Genomic DNA, 14,531 nt, shown 5'->3' with positions numbered 1-14,531 from the left:
GCGTTCATTGTTCGCACGAAACAGGGGTTACACCTAGGCCACTCGCCCAGGCGGCAAACGGCTTTTTTCAGAGGCTGCGCCAGTAATCGATCAGCAGCTGCGCAAACTCGACCGGCCGCTCCACCGCGCTCAAGTGCGCCGCGTCGATGGTGGCCAGGCGCGCACGGGGGATGGCGGCCACCATGGATTCGGACATTGCGGGCGGCGTTGCTTCGTCCTGCAGGCCGGCAATCACCAGCGTCGGCACGGCGATGCGGTGGTTGCTCTCGCGAAAATCGATGGCGGCCACGGCGTTGCAGCTCTCGATGTAGCCCTGCGGATCGGTGCGCACCAGCACGTCGTTCAGCGCCTGGGCCGCGGCCTTGCCCTCCCCCGTGGTGACGAAACCGTGCGTGAGCCAGCGCGACACCGCGCCCGGCGCAATGGCGGCCACGCCCTTGGCCGCCACCGTTTCGACGCGGGCACGCCACGGCGACTGGTCGGGATAGTGGGCCGACGAATTTGCGATCACCACGCTGCGCAGCAGTGCGGGATGCCGCACCGCCAGCGCCTGCGCGGTCATGCCGCCCATCGACAGGCCGACGAAGTGCACCGGCTCCCCGCCCGCCTCGCGCTGGATGAGCTCGGCCACGTCTTGCGCCAGCGTCTCCACGCGCAGCGTGCCGGGCACCACTTCCGAGCCGCCATGGTTGCGGTGGTCGTAGCGGATCACGGTGTGGGCGCGCGCAAGCTGCTCGGCCACGCCGTCCCACATGTGCAGGTCGCAGCCGAGCGCGTGGCTCAGCACGACGAAGGGGCCGCTGCCTTCGCGGACGACATTCAAACGGGTCATGGTGATTCCTTCTTGATCGGATGTTGAAGACGCGGCAGCCACAGGAATGCGATGGCCAGCAGCACGCAACCCGCGAGCAGCATCGGCACGACCATCGGCCAGGCGCCGTTCGAAAAACCGGTGTCGACGAACTGTGCCGCAAGTTGGCCCACACAGAATGCCACCATCATCATGCCGAAGCCTGACCAGGACACCGCCCGGCCCGCCAGGTGCGGCAGGTCGCCCACTGCGCCAGCCTGTCCGCAGGGCTGGTGGATGCCATGGCCCAGGCAATAGACCGCGTGGCCGGCGAGCAGCGGCAAGGCGCTGTGCGGCGCGAGCCAGCAGCCCAGCGCCTGGATCGCGGCGCCCGCAATGCTCAGCGTGGCGCCGAGCTGAACGGTGTGCACGGGCCCGTGTTTGCGAAGCAGGCGTCGGCAGAGCGTGGTGCTGAAGATGTAGACCAGCGAGCCGCCTGCCGGAATCCATCCGTACATCGCGGGCGACCAGCCCAGATAGCCGATGTAGACCATCGGCGAGAGCAACAAGAAGCAGAACAGGCCGCCGTAGGTTGTTGCGGCCAACGACGCCCAAACGCGAAAGCTGCGGCTCGCGAACACGGCGCGGGCACTGCCGCGCGGTGCGGAAACGTCGCCCGCCAGCGGCCGCCGCGTCTCACCGAATGAACGCCAGCAGAGCGCAAGGAGCACCAGTGCATAGAGCGCCATCGACGCCATCACCCAGCGCCAGCCGGCGCCCTGCACCAGCCATGCACCCAGCAATGGCGCCAGCAGGCCCACCACGCCCAGCCCGGTGAGCCCGCGCGCCATGACGTGCGGGCCTTCGTGCGCGGGGTAGAGGTCGCGCACCGCGGCGCGCGCGCAAACCAGGATGGCCGCCATTGAAAAGCCCTGCAGCGTCCGCCAGCCCGCAAGCACCGGCACGCTGCCGGCGAACGCACCGCCGAGCGCGGCGGCCACATAGCAGCCGAGCCCCGCCAGCAACACCGGCCGGCGGCCGAAGCGATCGGCCAGCGGGCCGCAGAGCAGTTGCGCAAAGCCGAAGGCCAGCACGAACAGCGTGAGGCTGGTGCTGGCCGAGCCCAGTTCTTTGGCGATGGCCGGCAACGCGGGCAGATAGCTGTCAGTGGCCACGGGCTGTGCCGCCAGCAGCAGCGGCAACAGCAGGCCGAAGCCGACCTCGAACCGGCGGCGCTCGCCAAGCGCGGGCCGCGTCACTGCGCAGGCGCGGCCAGCAAGCCCTTTTCGCGCAGGATGCCGGTTGCGATGCCGAAGGCGTGGTTGGCCACCGGCACGCCGCAATAGATGGCCGCCATCATGATGACTTCCTTGATGTCCTCGGGCGTCAGGCGCGACTCGGGGGGCCCGTCAAGCGCCGCGCGCACGTGCATCGCGAATTCTTCATAGGCGTGGATGCCCAGCATCATCGACAGCACCATGTAGCGGCGCGTCTTGTCGCCCAGCGCCGGGCGGCCCCAGATGTCGTTCCACGCATGGCGCGTGATGAGCTCCTGGAACTCTGCGTTGAACTCGTTGCGGTTGGCCAGCGACTTGTCGACCCAGGCATCGCCCAGCACGCGGCGGCGGTTGACGAGCCCGGCTTCGTAGTCGTTCGTGGGGGGAGTGCTTGCCTGGTCGGTCATCGGGATGTGTCTTTCGCAGTCAGTTGGGCGCGCAAGGCCGCCACTTGCCGCAGCGCCGTTTCGCCAGCGGGCCCGGCCAGCGCGGGGTCGAACCATTCGTCGGCGGCTTCGCGCGGCAGCTCGGCGCGCAGGGTGTCGATGTTGGCACGCATGCGCGCCGCGTCGATCTGCAGGCCCGGCAGCGCACCGGCCAGCGCGCGCGCGCTGCCGTGCGCCGACATGAGCAGTTGCGGCCATTCGGCCAGCTCGGCCTGCCAGCCGCCAAGGGCGCGCTCGTGCTCCTGCGGCATGGCGGCCAGCAGCGCGGCCACGCGCTGCGGCGCACGCTGGGCCGCGGCCAGCGCCACCATCGCGGCCACGGGGTTGCGCTTATGCGGCATCGCCGAAGAACCTCCGCGGCCCGGCTCGGTGGGTTCGGCCGCTTCGCCGACCTCGTACTGGCCCATGAGCGAGATGTCGCGCGCGATCTTGCCGAGGCTGCCCGTGAGCAGCCCCAGCTCGCAGCCGAGCGCAATCCATTCGTCGCGCTGCGTGTGCCAGGTGGCACCGGCGTTGCCAAGGCCGAGTTCGTCCGCCACGCGCTGCACGACCGCCGGGCCCTGCTCCTTCATCTGGGCGAGCGTGCCGACGGCACCACCAAGCTGCACGTTCAACGCATGACGCGCGGCCGCTTGCAGCCGCGTGCGGCTGCGCACCAGGGGCGCCGCCCAGCCGGCGCACTTGAGGCCAAAGCTCGTGACCGAGGCGGGCTGCATCAGCGTGCGCGCAAGAATCGGCGTGGTCGCATGCTGCGTGGCGTGCTGCAACAGCGCTTCGATCGCGCGGTCGAGATCGGCTTCGATCAGCGCAATGCCTTCGCGCGTGACCAGCGCCATTGCGGTATCGATCACGTCCTGGCTGGTGCTGCCGAAATGCACGAAGGGCACGGCGGCGGGATTGAACAGGCCCACGGCCTCCTTCAAGGCCTTGACCAGCGGAATTGCGACGCTGCCGGCGCGGCCGCTGTCGCGCACGATCTTCGCCACGTCGAACAGTTCGACCTTGCAGCTGCCGACGATCGAATGCGCGGCCGCTTCCGGCACCAGCCCGAGTGCGGCCTGCGCGCGGGTCAATGCCGCCTCGAAGCGCAGCATCGCATCGACGAAGTTGTGGTCGCTGAAGGCGGAGAGCGTCTCGGATGTGGAAAGAAAGCCTTCGAAAATACTCATGGTGAACGCCTCAGTAGCTGATCTTCGCCGTGGCGCGCAACGCGTCGGCTGTGGCAGTGCCGAAGCCGAAGAATTCGAGGTACGCGGGAATCATTTCGAACAGCATATCGGTGCCCACCTGAACGGCGCAGCCCTTGTCCAATGCTGCGCGCAGCAGGGGCGTGTACTCGGACTTCATCACCACCTCGCCGACGAAGGTCGAAGATGCGATGCGGTCCACGTCGAAAGGCAGCGGATCGCTTTCCTTCATGCCCATTGGCGTGGCATTGACGACCACGTCGAACCCGGCCGGATCGTTCGAACCCGTGGACACGGTTAGTGCCGGATAGTGAGTGCGCAGGCGCCCGGCCAGCGCATCGGCCGACGCCGTGTTGGCGTCATAAAGCGCAATTTCCGCCACGCCGGCCGCCGCGAGCGAGGCCGCAATCGCCGAGCCGACGCCGCCACTTCCGGCCACCAGCACGCGCGCGCCCTCGAGCGCGCGGCCCTTGCGCAGCACGCCGCGCACGAAGCCGGCGCCGTCGAACTGGTCGCCCACCAGCACACCGTCGGCGCGCTTGAGCACCGCGTTGCAGGCACCGGCGATCTTTGCCGTGGGCGTCACCTCGTCGACCAGGCCCATGGTCGTGATCTTGTGCGGCATGGTCACCAGCGCGCCGCGAATGTTCGTGAGCCGGAACAGCGCGGCAAAAGCCGCCGGATAGTCCTCGGGTTTCACGCCCATCGGCACCACGACCGCGTCGATGCCCTGCTTCTCGAACCAGGGGTTGTAAATCATCGGCGCCTTGAAGCTTTCGGTGGGAAAGCCCAGGTGCGCAACGAGGGTGGTCTTGCCGGTGATCATGCTGTGCTTCGCTCGCCTGTTGGATTTACTTGCGGACCTTGGCGATTTCGGCGTACAGCTCCTTCACGGTTGCTTCGCCCACCGTGGCCGTGTACTTGTCGATCACGGGCTTGACCTTGTCGCGCAGCTTGGCCATTTCGGCGGGTGGAAGTTCGGTCACGGTCATGCCGGCCTTCTTGAGCGTGTCGAGCGCGGTGTCGGCCGCGGCACGGGACGCCTCGCGCTGGAACTTGGTGGCTTCGGCAGCGGCATCGCTGATGATCTTCTTCTCTTCGGCGCTCATGCTGTCCCAGGCCTTTTTGCTGATGATCAGCGCCTGCGGGTTGTAGATGTGGCGCGTCTGCGTGATGTGCTTTTGCACCTCGGCAAACTTCGACGATGCGATCACGGTGTTGGGGTTCTCCTGGCCATCGACCGCCTTCTGGTCCAGCGCCGAGTACAGCTCCGGGAAGGGCATCGGCGTGGCATTGGCGCCCAGCGTGTTGAACAGGTCGATGTAGATCGGCGACTGAATCACGCGGATCTTGAGGCCGGCAATGTCGTCCGCCTTGGCGATCGCGCGCTTGCTGTTGGTCAGGTTGCGGAAGCCCAGATCCCAGTAGCCGAGGCCGTGCAGGTTCTTCTCGTCCAGCCTGGCGAGCAGCTTCTGGCCGAAGGGGCCGTCGGTCACGGCGTCGGCTTCCTGCGCGTTGTTGAACAGGAAGGGGAAGTCATAGGCGGCAAACTCCTTGACCTGCGCGGTCAGGATGCCGGCGTTGAGCACCGTGATCTCGACCGTGCCGCCCTGCAGCGCCGAAACTGTCTGCAGGTCGCCGCCGAGCGTGCCGCCCGGGAACAGCTTGACGGTGATCTTCTTGCCCGACTTCTCGGCGACGAGGTCTGCGAACTTCTGCGCACCTTGTGCCTGCGGATGGCCGGTCTGATTCTGAAACGCGAACTTGAGCGTGCGTTCCTTCACCTCGGCGGCAGCGCCGCCCATGGCACAGGCCGCGACCACGGCGATCAGCGTCTTGCGGAAAAAGTTGTTCATGTGAAAGTCTCCTTGGTTGAAATTGGGGAAGCGAATAGCGAATAGCGAACAGCGAACCGCGTGGGGGTCAGCCGCTGAGCAGCCGAGCCGGCCAGATGATGAGCTGGGGAAACAGCACCATCAGGAACATCATTGCGAACTCCGCGATGGCGAAGGGCAGCACGCCGCGCGTGACCTCGTCCATCTTCATGCGTCCGACGCCGGCCACCACGTTGAGCACGGTGCCCACCGGCGGCGTGATGAGGCCGATCGAGTTGTTGATGATGAACAGCACGCCAAAGTAGATCGGATCGATGCCCGCCGCCTTGATGACCGGCATCAGCACCGGCGTGAGAATCAGGATGGTAGGCGTCATGTCCATTGCGGTGCCCACCGCCATCACCAGCACCATGATCACGATCAGCAGCAGCATCGGGCTCGCGATGAGCGGTTCGAGCAGCGCGACCAGCTTGGACGGCAGGTCGGCCACGGTGATGAGCCAGGCCGAGACCATGGCTGCCGCAACCAGGAACATCACGATCGCGCTGGTCTTGGCGGCCGAGACAAACATGGCGTAGAACTGCGAGGGCTTGAGCTCGCGGTAGATGACGGTGGCCACGAAGATCGCGTAGACCGCGGCGACCACGGCCGCCTCGGTGGGCGTGAAGATGCCGAAGCGCAAGCCCACCAGGATGATCAGCGGCAGCAGCAGCGCCCAGGTTGCTTCGCGCAGCGCGGTGAGCATCTCGCTCTTGGACTTGCGAGGCGGCGGCAGCACTTTTTCCTTGCGCACCAGCCACCACCAAGTGAACCAGAGCGAGGCACCGATCAGGATGCCCGGGAAGATGCCCGCGAGAAACAGCTTGGAGATCGACACGTTGGCGGCAACGCCGAAGATCACGAATCCGATCGAGGGCGGGATGATCGGGCCGATCACGCCGGACGCCGCAATGAGGCCGCCCGAGCGCGCCTTGTCGTGCCCGGCGGCCACCATCATCGGGATCAGCAGTGCCGACAGCGCGGCCGCATCGGCCACCGCGGAGCCTGACAGGGCCGACAGGATGCAGGCCGCGACGATTGCCACGTAGCCGAGCCCGCCGCGCACATGGCCCACCACCGCCAGCGCGAGGTTCACGATGCGCCGCGACAACCCGCCCTGGTTCATGGCTTCTCCGGCCAGCATGAAGAAGGGCACGGCCAGCAGCGGAAAGCTGTCGGCGCCGTTGATCACGTTCTGCGCCAGGATCTGTGCGTCGAACAGGTCGAGGTGCCACATCAGCGCGACGCCGCACAGCAGCAGCGAATAGGCGATCGGCACGCCGATGGCCATGGCGCCCAGCAGGGCACCGAGGAAGATGGCGATCGTCATGTCAGTTGCCTCGTGCGTTGTTGCTGCCGCGCTGGCGTGCGATGGCCTCTTCGGCATCGCGGCGCGCGAGTTCGGCGTTGATGCGGTCGATGTCGCCCTGCTCTTCCGACTCGTGCACCATCACGAGGTCGGCGTCGCTGAGCTTCCCGCTCAATGCGAGCCAGAGGTCGTACAGCAGGAACACGATGGCCGAGACGCCGAACACCACGCCGACGAAATAGAAGATGCCGACGGAGGCGCCGGTGGTAGGTGCGCTCACGTCCAGGTTGATCAGCGTCTGCTGCCAGCTGCCCGTGAGCAGCAGGTACGAGGCGAACAGCATCAATCCGTGCGACAGGTACAGGCACAGCTTTTTGCCCCAGGTGGGCAGCTTGGAGATCAGCATGTCGGTGCCCAGGTGGCCATGTTCGCGCACCGCGACGATGGCACCCAAAAAGGTCATCCAGACGAAGAGCCAGCGCGACACTTCCTCAGAGACGGTGATGCCCGAATTGAAGCCGTAGCGCAGTACGACGTTGCCGAACACCATGATCACCATGATGGCCAGCATCAGCGCCATGAGCCCTTCGAGCCCCCGGCAGTACCACGAGAAGATTCTTGTCATTGTTTGTCTCCTGTTGAAATTTTTTCTGCTCGGTCGTGTTGCGCAGGCATTTCAGGCGACGTTGTCCGAGTGATAGCGCAGGGGGGTGGCAATCTCCGCGTGCATGGACGGCGGATAGACGATCTCGCGCAGAAAGTCGGCGTCGTCGCGCACGCCTTGCGCCGCATCGGCATGGCCGAAGTACCCGAGGTAGTGCGGCATCTGCTGAATCAGCATCTCGAAGCCGGCCTGCGCGTTGAGGCCGCGCGCACGCGCCGCGCGCACCAGCGGCGTCGGCTGGTTGCGCAGCAGAATGTCGAAAAGCGCGGCATGGCCGTCCATGCGGGCGACGTCGATGGGCAGCGGGTCGTTCTCGTCCAGGCCCTGCGGCGTGGCGTTGATCACCAGGTCATAGCCCTCGGGCGCGTTGCTGTCGGCGACCGCCACATTGGCGTCGAAGAATGCATCGAGCTTGGCTGCGACCCCTGCGGCCTTGCCGGCCGATGTGTCGTAGAAGGCAATGTGCTCGGCGCCATCGACCGTGCCGCCTTCAGCCAGCGCGACGCCAATGGCGGCGGCGCTCACGCCTGCACCAAGAATCAGCACGCGCTTGCCGCGAAACGGAATGTTGAAGTGGTCCAGCGCACCCACCAGGCCTTCGCCGTCGAACAGGTCCCCCTCCAATTCGTTGTTCTCGGTGCGGCGCACCACGTTGACCGAGCCAGCCACGCGGCCGAACAGGCCGCAGCCGTCGAGCAGGTCGACCACCAGCGGCTTGTGCGGCGGCGCGATCACCATGCCGCGCACGTTGCGGGCAAGGAAGGCCGATTTGAAGAACACCGCGAAGTCGCGCAGCGGCACCTGCATGGGCAGCAGCACCGCGTCGATGCCGAAACGCTCGAAGACGGCGTTGAACAACCTGGGCAGGCGCACGTTGCGCACGGGGTCGCCAGGGATCAGGTACGCGAGTGTGCTGCCGGAGATGGAGGTGGTCATTTCTTGCCTCTTTTGTGCGGCAATCGCTCCAGAGGCATTGCCAAGCCGAACTCTATCCATCTCGCTATGCCAGTCACCCTCGGACTAGGCCTAATTTGCTCGACAATCGTGCTTATGCGTTCGTTTATCGTACAAAAGCCGGGTTTATCCCGATCGAGGCCAGCGGCGATCAAGGCCACCGCGACTGCACACTTCTGGTCATGAGCTCCGACACTGCCGATCTTTCTCCCGCGCCGGCCGGGCTCGACAAGCGCGACTGGATCGCCGGCCTGGAGCGCGGCGTGAGCATCATCGAAGCTTTTGACGACGCCCATCCGCGCCTCACCGCCAGCCAGGCCGGCGAACGCACCGGCATGACGCGCACGGCCGCTCGGCGCTACCTGCTGACGCTGCAGCACATGGGCTACGTGGCGAGTGACGGCAAGCTCTTCTGGCTCACCCCGCGCGTGCTGCGGCTGGGTCAGTCGTATCTCGACTCGGCGCGGCTGCCGCGCATCGTCCAACCCTTCTTGCAGCGCGTGGCGGCGGGCACGCACGAGATCGCCTACCTGAGCGTGATGGACGGCGACGAGGTGGTCTACATCGCCCGCAACGGCCCCAACCGCAGCATGAGCACCGGCTACGTGCTGGGCGCGCGCGTGCCGGCGCAGGTCACTGCCGCCGGCATGCTGATGCTTGCGCTGCGGGGCGAGGCGGAGCTGGCCGAATGGCTGGCCACCCGGCAGTTGCAGGTGTTCACCTCCTACACCATTGGAAGCATGGAGCGCATGAAGCTTGAGCTGGCGCGCATCCGCGCGCAGGGCTGGGCGTTGTCGGAGCAGCAACTCGACCTCAACTCGCGCGGCATTGCGGTGCCGCTGCGCGACCGGCACGGCACGCTGGTGGGCGCGCTCAACATCACCATGCCCATGGGCCACGAAAGCTCCGAGGACGCGGTGGCGCGCGTGCTGCCGGTGCTGCGCGAAACGGCGCAGGCCATGCGCAACCTGATCTGACTGACAGCTTTCCGACAGCCTCCATCGGGCAGGATGCGGCTTTCTTTCAAACAAGCGATGGAGACAAGCACCATGTCCGACAACTTCCTGAACGACCCGCAGCCCACGCGCCGCCAGTGGCTGCAGGGCGGTAGCGCATTGGCCCTGGGTGGCCTGCTGCCATCGATGGCCTCGGCGCAGGCCGGCTGGCCCAGCAAGTCGGTGCGCTTCGTGGTGCCCTTCGCGCCCGGCGGCAGTTCGGAGATCGTGGCGCGCTCCACGGCGGCGGAACTTTCGCGCACGCTGGGCCAGAGCGTCTTCGTCGACAACAAACCGGGCGCGGCGGGCAACATTGCCATGAGCGAGGTGGCGCGCAGCACCGACCAGCACACGCTGATCCTCGGCCACATCGGCACGCTGGCGGTCAATCCGTACATCTTTGCCAAGCTGCCCTACGACGTCAACAAGGACTTCAAGCCCGTGAGCCTGCTGGCCAAAGTGCCGAGCCTTTACGTGGTGCACCCCGACGTGCCGGCAAAGAACCTGAAGGAGTTCATTGCCTACGCCAAATCCAAGCCGGGCCAGCTGAGCTATGGCTCCGCGGGCAACGGCAGCGCGGGCCACCTGGCCTTCGAATACCTGAAGATGACCGCCAACGTCTTCATGCTGCACGTGCCCTACCGCGGCACGGGGCCGATGGTGACCGACCTTCTCTCGGGCCGGCTCGATGCCTCGGCCATCGGTGCGGCCGCCATCATTCCCTTCATCAAGGCCGGCAAGGTGCGCTGCATCGCCACCGGCTCGGCCAAGCGCCTGCCGCAGCTGCCGGACGTGGCCACGGTGGCCGAGCAGGGCTTTCCCGGCTTCGAGATGACCCAGTGGTACGGCATGCTTGCGCCGGCCAACATCGAGCCCGCGAATCTGGCCAAGCTGTCGGCCGAGACGATGAAGGCCGTGAAGTCGCCCGACTCGATGCAGCGGTTGACCGCCGATGCGGCCGAGGCCATCGGCGGCACGCCCGAGCAGTTCGCGCAGTTCATCGCGGCCGAACAAGCCCGTTGGCAGAAGGTCATCGCAAGGGCAAACATCAAGCCGGATTGATCGTTTCAGGCCCTAGCATCGCGCCATGCGCATCCTGCTGGCCGAAGACGAACACACCCTGGGCACCTGGCTCTGCAAGGCGCTGGAGCATGCGGGCATCCAGGTCGAATGGGTGGACGATGGCCGCCTGGCAGACCGGGCTCTGCAGCAGCGCGAACACGATGCGCTGGTGCTCGACCTGGGCCTGCCGGGAATGGACGGCCACACCGTGCTGCAGCGCCTGCGCGAACGCGACCAGCGGCTGCCGGCACTGATCCTCACGGCGCGCGATTCGCTGAGCGAACGTGTGGCTTCGCTCAACGCCGGCGCCGACGATTTCCTGGCCAAGCCCTTTGCACTGGCCGAGCTCGAGGCGCGACTGCATGCGCTGGTGCGCCGCGCGCGCGGTGTCGAGCATCCGCGCCTGGCGTGCGGCCCGCTGGTGTACGACAGCGCACGCCGGCAGTTTGCGCTGAAGGGCGAAACCCTTGCGCTGTCGCCGCGCGAGCAGGCCGTGCTGCGCGTTCTGGTGCAACGCAGCGGCGAGCCCTTGTCGAAGCAGCAGATTCTCGAGCGGGTGTTTTCCGATGACGAGGAGGTGCACCCAGAGGCCGTCGAAGTGCTGGTCTACCGGCTGCGCAAGCGGCTCGACGGCAGCGGTGTTCGCATTGCCACGTTGCGCGGCCTCGGCTATGCGCTGGAAGCGGACTGAGTGAGCGTGTTGACGGGCATGGCCGACCGGTTGCGCCGCGCGAGCCTGTGGCAGCGGCTTGCGCTGCTGCTGTTCCCCGCCCTGCTGGTGGTGACCGGCCTCGAGCTTTGGATGACGCGGCATGACGCGCTGGCCGCCGCCAACGCGGCCTACGACCGCTCGCTGCTGGGCGCGCTCAAGTCCATCGACGCCAACATCTCCACCGCCTCGGGCGGCCTCTCGGTCGAGCTGCCGTACACGATGTTCGAGTTCTTCGAGCTCACGGCCAGCGGCCAGGTGTTCTTCCGCGTGACCACCTCCGACGGCCTCGTGGAATTGGGCAGCGCCGACCTGCCCGCCCCGCCGGACGAGCTGGCCATGGGCATGCCGGCGTTCTACGACGCCACCTATTTCGGAGAGGCCGTGCGCCTTGCGGCCTACCGGCGCGACCTCGACCGCGCATCGGCCGGCAGCAACGGCCGCAGCGTGCTGATCCAGGTGGGCGAGAGCACGCGCTCGCGACAGGAGTTCACGGCCCGCTTCGTGCGCAGCGCGGCTCTGCGCGACGGGCTGGTGCTGGCAATGCTTCTCGTCGGCACCACCATTGCACTGGCTGCGGCGTTGCGGCCGTTGTCGCGGCTGGCACGCGAGGTGCAGGCCCGCACGCCGGACGACCTGACGCGCATTGCCGAATCCGACCTGCCTGCCGACGTTCGCCCGCTGGTGGCGGCGGTCAACCAGCAGATGTCGCGCACGCAAGACCTGGTGGCCCAGCAGCGACAGTTTCTCGACGATGCGTCCCATCAGCTGCGCACCCATCTCACCACGCTGCAGATGCAGGCCGACTATGCGCGGCGCGAGCAGGACCCGGCGCAGGTCCAACTGGCGCTCGATGCGCTGGGTACCGAGATCAGCCGCGCCACGCGCAGCACACAGCAACTGCTTGCGCTGGGCCGCAGCGACACGGTGGCGTTCGACGCCACGGAGTTCGACCTTGCGGCGCTGCTGCGCGAAGTGGCCGTGGACCTGCTGCCCCTCGCGCGCGCCAAGCGCATCGACCTGGGCATCCATTCGCCTTCGCCAGATTTTGTTGCGTCGGCCGACCGCGGCCTGATGCGCGAGGCGCTCGGCAACCTGGTGGCCAACGCCATTGCCTACACGCCGGCCGAAGGGACGATCACGCTATTTGCAGCGGGCGATGCGGCCGGGTGGAGCCTCAATGTCGAGGATGATGGCCCGGGCCTGGGCGAAGAAGAACGTGCATCACTCGGACAGCGCTTCCGGCGCGGCGCCCGTGCGGGCAAGGGCGGCTTCGGGTTGGGGCTGGCCATCGCGCGGTCCATTGCGCACCGGCACCGCGGAGAACTGCGGCTCGAAGCGCGGCCCGGCACCACGGGGCTGCATGCGATCATCTGGTGGCCCCGGCCGGCCGCCGGCTGACCGAGGCCGCACCCGTGCCAGTCAACCGCACGCCCATGCCGACACCTTCCGCAACCCGCCGACACGCCCTGCGCGCACTCGCCGCGCTGTTGCTGCCCGCTGCCGCAGCGCGTTCGGTCGCGTCGGCCGGGGCCGATCCGTCCGAAGCCGCGGCAGACTGCGTGATTCCCGCCAAGGCCGGGGGCGGCTTCGCGCTGACCTGCGCCCTCGCACGCGATGCGCTGCAGTTGGTGCGCCCCGCACGGCCGCCGCTCGCACAGCGCTACCTGCCGGGCGGCATCGGTGCGGTCGCCTTCGACCGCGTGGCCACGGGCCGGCTCGGCGGGCCGGGCACGCTGGTCGCGTTCTCCAGTGGCTCGCTGCTCAACCTTGCGCAGGGCCGCTTCGGCCCGCATCCCCCTTCGGCGGTGCGTTGGATCGCCACGCTGGGCACCGACTACGGCGTGATCGCCGTGCACCGCGATTCGCCTTACCAGCGCCTGCAAGACCTGGTCGCCGCATTGCAGCAGGAACCTTCGCGAATTGCCTTCGGCGCGGGCGGCACGGTGGGCAGCCAGGATTGGGTGAAGGCCGCGCTGCTGGTGCGCGCCGCGGGGCGCGATCACAAGGCGATGCGCTTCGTGTCTTTCGAAGGCGGCGGCGATGCCCTCGGTGCGCTGCAAGGCAAGCATGTGGATGCCTTTCCCGGTGACGCGGCCGAGGCCTTGCAGGCGATTGCCGGCGGTGCGGCTGTACGGCTGCTGGCCGTGCTGTCGGAGACGCGGCTCGGCGGTGCGCTCACCGGCGTGCCGACCGCCCGCGAGCAAGGCGTGGACATCGTCTGGCCGACCGTGCGCGGCCTGTACCTCAGCGCGAACGTGCCCGACCCTGCCGTGCGCGCATGGACCGCCGCGTTCGCGGAGGCCACTGCCGCACCGGGCTACGCCGCGCTGCGCGAACGGCACGGGCTTTATCCTTTCGCGCTCACCGGCGCCACGCTCGACGACTACGTGCAGGCCCGCATCAAGACCTACCAGGCACTCGCGGACGAGCTCGGCTTGCGCCGCTGGAAGCCCTGACCGCACTCACGCCGATGGACGTGACAGCGTTGCCAATTTCTTCTTGGCGCTTTGCAAGAGGCTGACCCGTTCGACGGGCAATTGAGCCTTCGTATCCCCGAGCGCGATGATCTCGAGCGCACAGGGCGCCGCCAGCTTCGACGCGAGTGGATCGCGCGGCGTCAAGCTGTTGAACCTGGCGTGCGAGATGACATGCATCTTCAGATGACGGTGGATGTTCTTCGACAGCTTCTGGCAGGCGGCCGTCATGGCAGCTTCATCGGGCGTGAGCTGCCCGTGCACGACGAGGAGTTCCACGGTGCCGTCCTTGTCCTCTCCCAGAACGAAGGCGCGCAACACTGAATCCCTGAACTTGGTACGAAGCATCGAGCGCACCGGCTCGGCGGCGGCGAATGACTTCAGCGCGATGCTGCGCAGCTCGTCATGGAAGATGAACGCGCGATCGACCGAAACCATTTCGGCCTCTTCCGCCTTCGGCTTTTGCCTCTTGAGGATGCCGCTGCCGACAAGATGCTCCAGGGTGCGCGCGGCATCGGCGGCGTCAAGCTTTGAACGCTGGGCCAGCTCGCTGCAAGAAAACTGTTGGTCCGGCGCCGCGTAGGCGACCATCAGGAGTTTTTGTACCTCAGGTGCGAAAAGAAAATCTGCAGCGCTCATTGTTTCCGGTTCTCGACAAGTGGATCGCATTATCGAGAGCCCGTGATCAGCGCCTGCCGATGAGGTTTTATCCGCGGCGTTTTCGAGACGAATTCCGTAGGGGCGCATGGTGCAGGCCTACAGCTGTGCTCGACACCAGCCCTCAAGA

The 14,531-nt window shown here is 67.0% G+C and carries 15 protein-coding genes; 5 read left to right on the top strand and 10 right to left on the bottom strand.

The annotated features are described in order from the left end of the window. Window positions 1–67: 67 nt before the first annotated feature. From J2X92_RS13370 to J2X92_RS13330, 9 genes are all read right to left on the bottom strand, one after another. Window positions 68–832 carry an alpha/beta fold hydrolase gene (locus tag J2X92_RS13370; protein WP_307576348.1) on the bottom strand — a complete coding sequence of 255 codons (765 nt, stop codon included), beginning with the start codon at window positions 830–832 and terminating at the stop codon, window positions 68–70. Then, entirely contained in the window at window positions 829–2,049 is a 1,221-nt protein-coding gene (locus tag J2X92_RS13365; protein WP_307576346.1) for a Bcr/CflA family efflux MFS transporter, read from the bottom strand. Before J2X92_RS13365 ends, J2X92_RS13370 begins: the two co-directional genes overlap by 4 nt. Further along, window positions 2,046–2,474, bottom strand: coding sequence for a carboxymuconolactone decarboxylase family protein (locus tag J2X92_RS13360; RefSeq protein ID WP_307576345.1), 429 nt, complete (start codon window positions 2,472–2,474; stop codon window positions 2,046–2,048). The genes J2X92_RS13365 and J2X92_RS13360 overlap by 4 nt, the downstream gene beginning before the upstream one ends. After that, window positions 2,471–3,682, bottom strand: coding sequence for a 3-carboxy-cis,cis-muconate cycloisomerase (pcaB, locus tag J2X92_RS13355; protein WP_307576343.1), 1,212 nt, complete (start codon window positions 3,680–3,682; stop codon window positions 2,471–2,473). Before pcaB ends, J2X92_RS13360 begins: the two co-directional genes overlap by 4 nt. Window positions 3,683–3,692: 10 nt before the next feature. Then, window positions 3,693–4,526: a shikimate dehydrogenase family protein gene (locus tag J2X92_RS13350; RefSeq protein WP_307576342.1), complete on the bottom strand. Its 834-nt coding sequence runs from the start codon at window positions 4,524–4,526 to the stop codon at window positions 3,693–3,695. Window positions 4,527–4,551: 25 nt separating this feature from the next. Next, the gene (locus J2X92_RS13345) at window positions 4,552–5,556 is read right to left on the bottom strand and encodes a TRAP transporter substrate-binding protein (protein WP_373424837.1); all 1,005 of its coding nucleotides are present in this window, start codon (window positions 5,554–5,556) and stop codon (window positions 4,552–4,554) included. A 67-nt stretch (window positions 5,557–5,623) separates the two neighbouring features. Next, window positions 5,624–6,904, bottom strand: coding sequence for a TRAP transporter large permease subunit (locus J2X92_RS13340; RefSeq protein ID WP_307576340.1), 1,281 nt, complete (start codon window positions 6,902–6,904; stop codon window positions 5,624–5,626). A 1-nt stretch (window position 6,905) separates the two neighbouring features. Further along, window positions 6,906–7,508, bottom strand: coding sequence for a TRAP transporter small permease (locus J2X92_RS13335; protein WP_307576338.1), 603 nt, complete (start codon window positions 7,506–7,508; stop codon window positions 6,906–6,908). A gap of 51 nt (window positions 7,509–7,559) precedes the next feature. Further along, window positions 7,560–8,483: a shikimate dehydrogenase family protein gene (locus tag J2X92_RS13330; RefSeq protein WP_307576336.1), complete on the bottom strand. Its 924-nt coding sequence runs from the start codon at window positions 8,481–8,483 to the stop codon at window positions 7,560–7,562. A gap of 200 nt (window positions 8,484–8,683) precedes the next feature. On the opposite strand from J2X92_RS13330, the gene J2X92_RS13325 reads away from it, so the two are divergent. The 5 genes from J2X92_RS13325 to J2X92_RS13305 all read left to right on the top strand — a co-directional run bounded on the left by J2X92_RS13325 (window position 8,684) and on the right by J2X92_RS13305 (window position 13,726). After that, window positions 8,684–9,478, top strand: a complete 795-nt coding sequence (locus tag J2X92_RS13325; RefSeq protein ID WP_307576334.1) for an IclR family transcriptional regulator domain-containing protein — start codon at window positions 8,684–8,686, stop codon at window positions 9,476–9,478. A 72-nt stretch (window positions 9,479–9,550) separates the two neighbouring features. After that, complete coding sequence (locus tag J2X92_RS13320) at window positions 9,551–10,558, top strand: Bug family tripartite tricarboxylate transporter substrate binding protein (protein WP_307576332.1); 1,008 nt, start codon at window positions 9,551–9,553, stop codon at window positions 10,556–10,558. Between the two features lie 25 nt (window positions 10,559–10,583). Beyond that, window positions 10,584–11,249 (top strand): response regulator, encoded by a 666-nt coding sequence (locus J2X92_RS13315; protein ID WP_307576331.1) that lies wholly within the window; start codon window positions 10,584–10,586, stop codon window positions 11,247–11,249. A gap of 18 nt (window positions 11,250–11,267) precedes the next feature. Continuing rightward, window positions 11,268–12,668, top strand: a complete 1,401-nt coding sequence (locus J2X92_RS13310; RefSeq protein WP_307576663.1) for a sensor histidine kinase — start codon at window positions 11,268–11,270, stop codon at window positions 12,666–12,668. Window positions 12,669–12,703: 35 nt separating this feature from the next. Next, window positions 12,704–13,726 carry a tripartite tricarboxylate transporter substrate-binding protein gene (locus J2X92_RS13305; RefSeq protein WP_307576330.1) on the top strand — a complete coding sequence of 341 codons (1,023 nt, stop codon included), beginning with the start codon at window positions 12,704–12,706 and terminating at the stop codon, window positions 13,724–13,726. Between the two features lie 6 nt (window positions 13,727–13,732). Here J2X92_RS13305 and J2X92_RS13300 read toward each other — a convergent pair whose 3' ends face one another. Next, the gene (locus J2X92_RS13300) at window positions 13,733–14,383 is read right to left on the bottom strand and encodes a hypothetical protein (protein WP_307576328.1); all 651 of its coding nucleotides are present in this window, start codon (window positions 14,381–14,383) and stop codon (window positions 13,733–13,735) included. Window positions 14,384–14,531: the final 148 nt, after the last annotated feature.

The organism is Variovorax paradoxus, assembly GCF_030811855.1.
GTDB lineage: Bacteria > Pseudomonadota > Gammaproteobacteria > Burkholderiales > Burkholderiaceae_C > Variovorax > Variovorax paradoxus_L.
The sequence above is the reverse complement of the archived record's forward strand: the minus strand, read 5'-3'. Positions and strand labels throughout refer to the sequence as shown.

Excerpts from the sequence above, each read along its gene's own strand:
- J2X92_RS13350 (WP_307576342.1), bottom strand. The coding sequence starts at position 4,526 with ATGATCACCGGCAAGACCACCCTCGTTGCGCACCTGGGCTTTCCCACC.
- J2X92_RS13335 (WP_307576338.1), bottom strand. The coding sequence starts at position 7,508 with ATGACAAGAATCTTCTCGTGGTACTGCCGGGGGCTCGAAGGGCTCATG.
- J2X92_RS13320 (WP_307576332.1), top strand. The coding sequence starts at position 9,551 with ATGTCCGACAACTTCCTGAACGACCCGCAGCCCACGCGCCGCCAGTGG.
- J2X92_RS13360 (WP_307576345.1), bottom strand. The coding sequence starts at position 2,474 with ATGACCGACCAGGCAAGCACTCCCCCCACGAACGACTACGAAGCCGGG.
- J2X92_RS13330 (WP_307576336.1), bottom strand. The coding sequence starts at position 8,483 with ATGACCACCTCCATCTCCGGCAGCACACTCGCGTACCTGATCCCTGGC.
- J2X92_RS13370 (WP_307576348.1), bottom strand. The coding sequence starts at position 832 with ATGACCCGTTTGAATGTCGTCCGCGAAGGCAGCGGCCCCTTCGTCGTG.
- J2X92_RS13345 (WP_373424837.1), bottom strand. The coding sequence starts at position 5,556 with ATGAACAACTTTTTCCGCAAGACGCTGATCGCCGTGGTCGCGGCCTGT.
- J2X92_RS13325 (WP_307576334.1), top strand. The coding sequence starts at position 8,684 with ATGAGCTCCGACACTGCCGATCTTTCTCCCGCGCCGGCCGGGCTCGAC.
- J2X92_RS13305 (WP_307576330.1), top strand. The coding sequence starts at position 12,704 with ATGCCGACACCTTCCGCAACCCGCCGACACGCCCTGCGCGCACTCGCC.
- J2X92_RS13300 (WP_307576328.1), bottom strand. The coding sequence starts at position 14,383 with ATGAGCGCTGCAGATTTTCTTTTCGCACCTGAGGTACAAAAACTCCTG.
- J2X92_RS13315 (WP_307576331.1), top strand. The coding sequence starts at position 10,584 with ATGCGCATCCTGCTGGCCGAAGACGAACACACCCTGGGCACCTGGCTC.
- J2X92_RS13340 (WP_307576340.1), bottom strand. The coding sequence starts at position 6,904 with ATGACGATCGCCATCTTCCTCGGTGCCCTGCTGGGCGCCATGGCCATC.
- pcaB (WP_307576343.1), bottom strand. The coding sequence starts at position 3,682 with ATGAGTATTTTCGAAGGCTTTCTTTCCACATCCGAGACGCTCTCCGCC.
- J2X92_RS13310 (WP_307576663.1), top strand. The coding sequence starts at position 11,268 with ATGGCCGACCGGTTGCGCCGCGCGAGCCTGTGGCAGCGGCTTGCGCTG.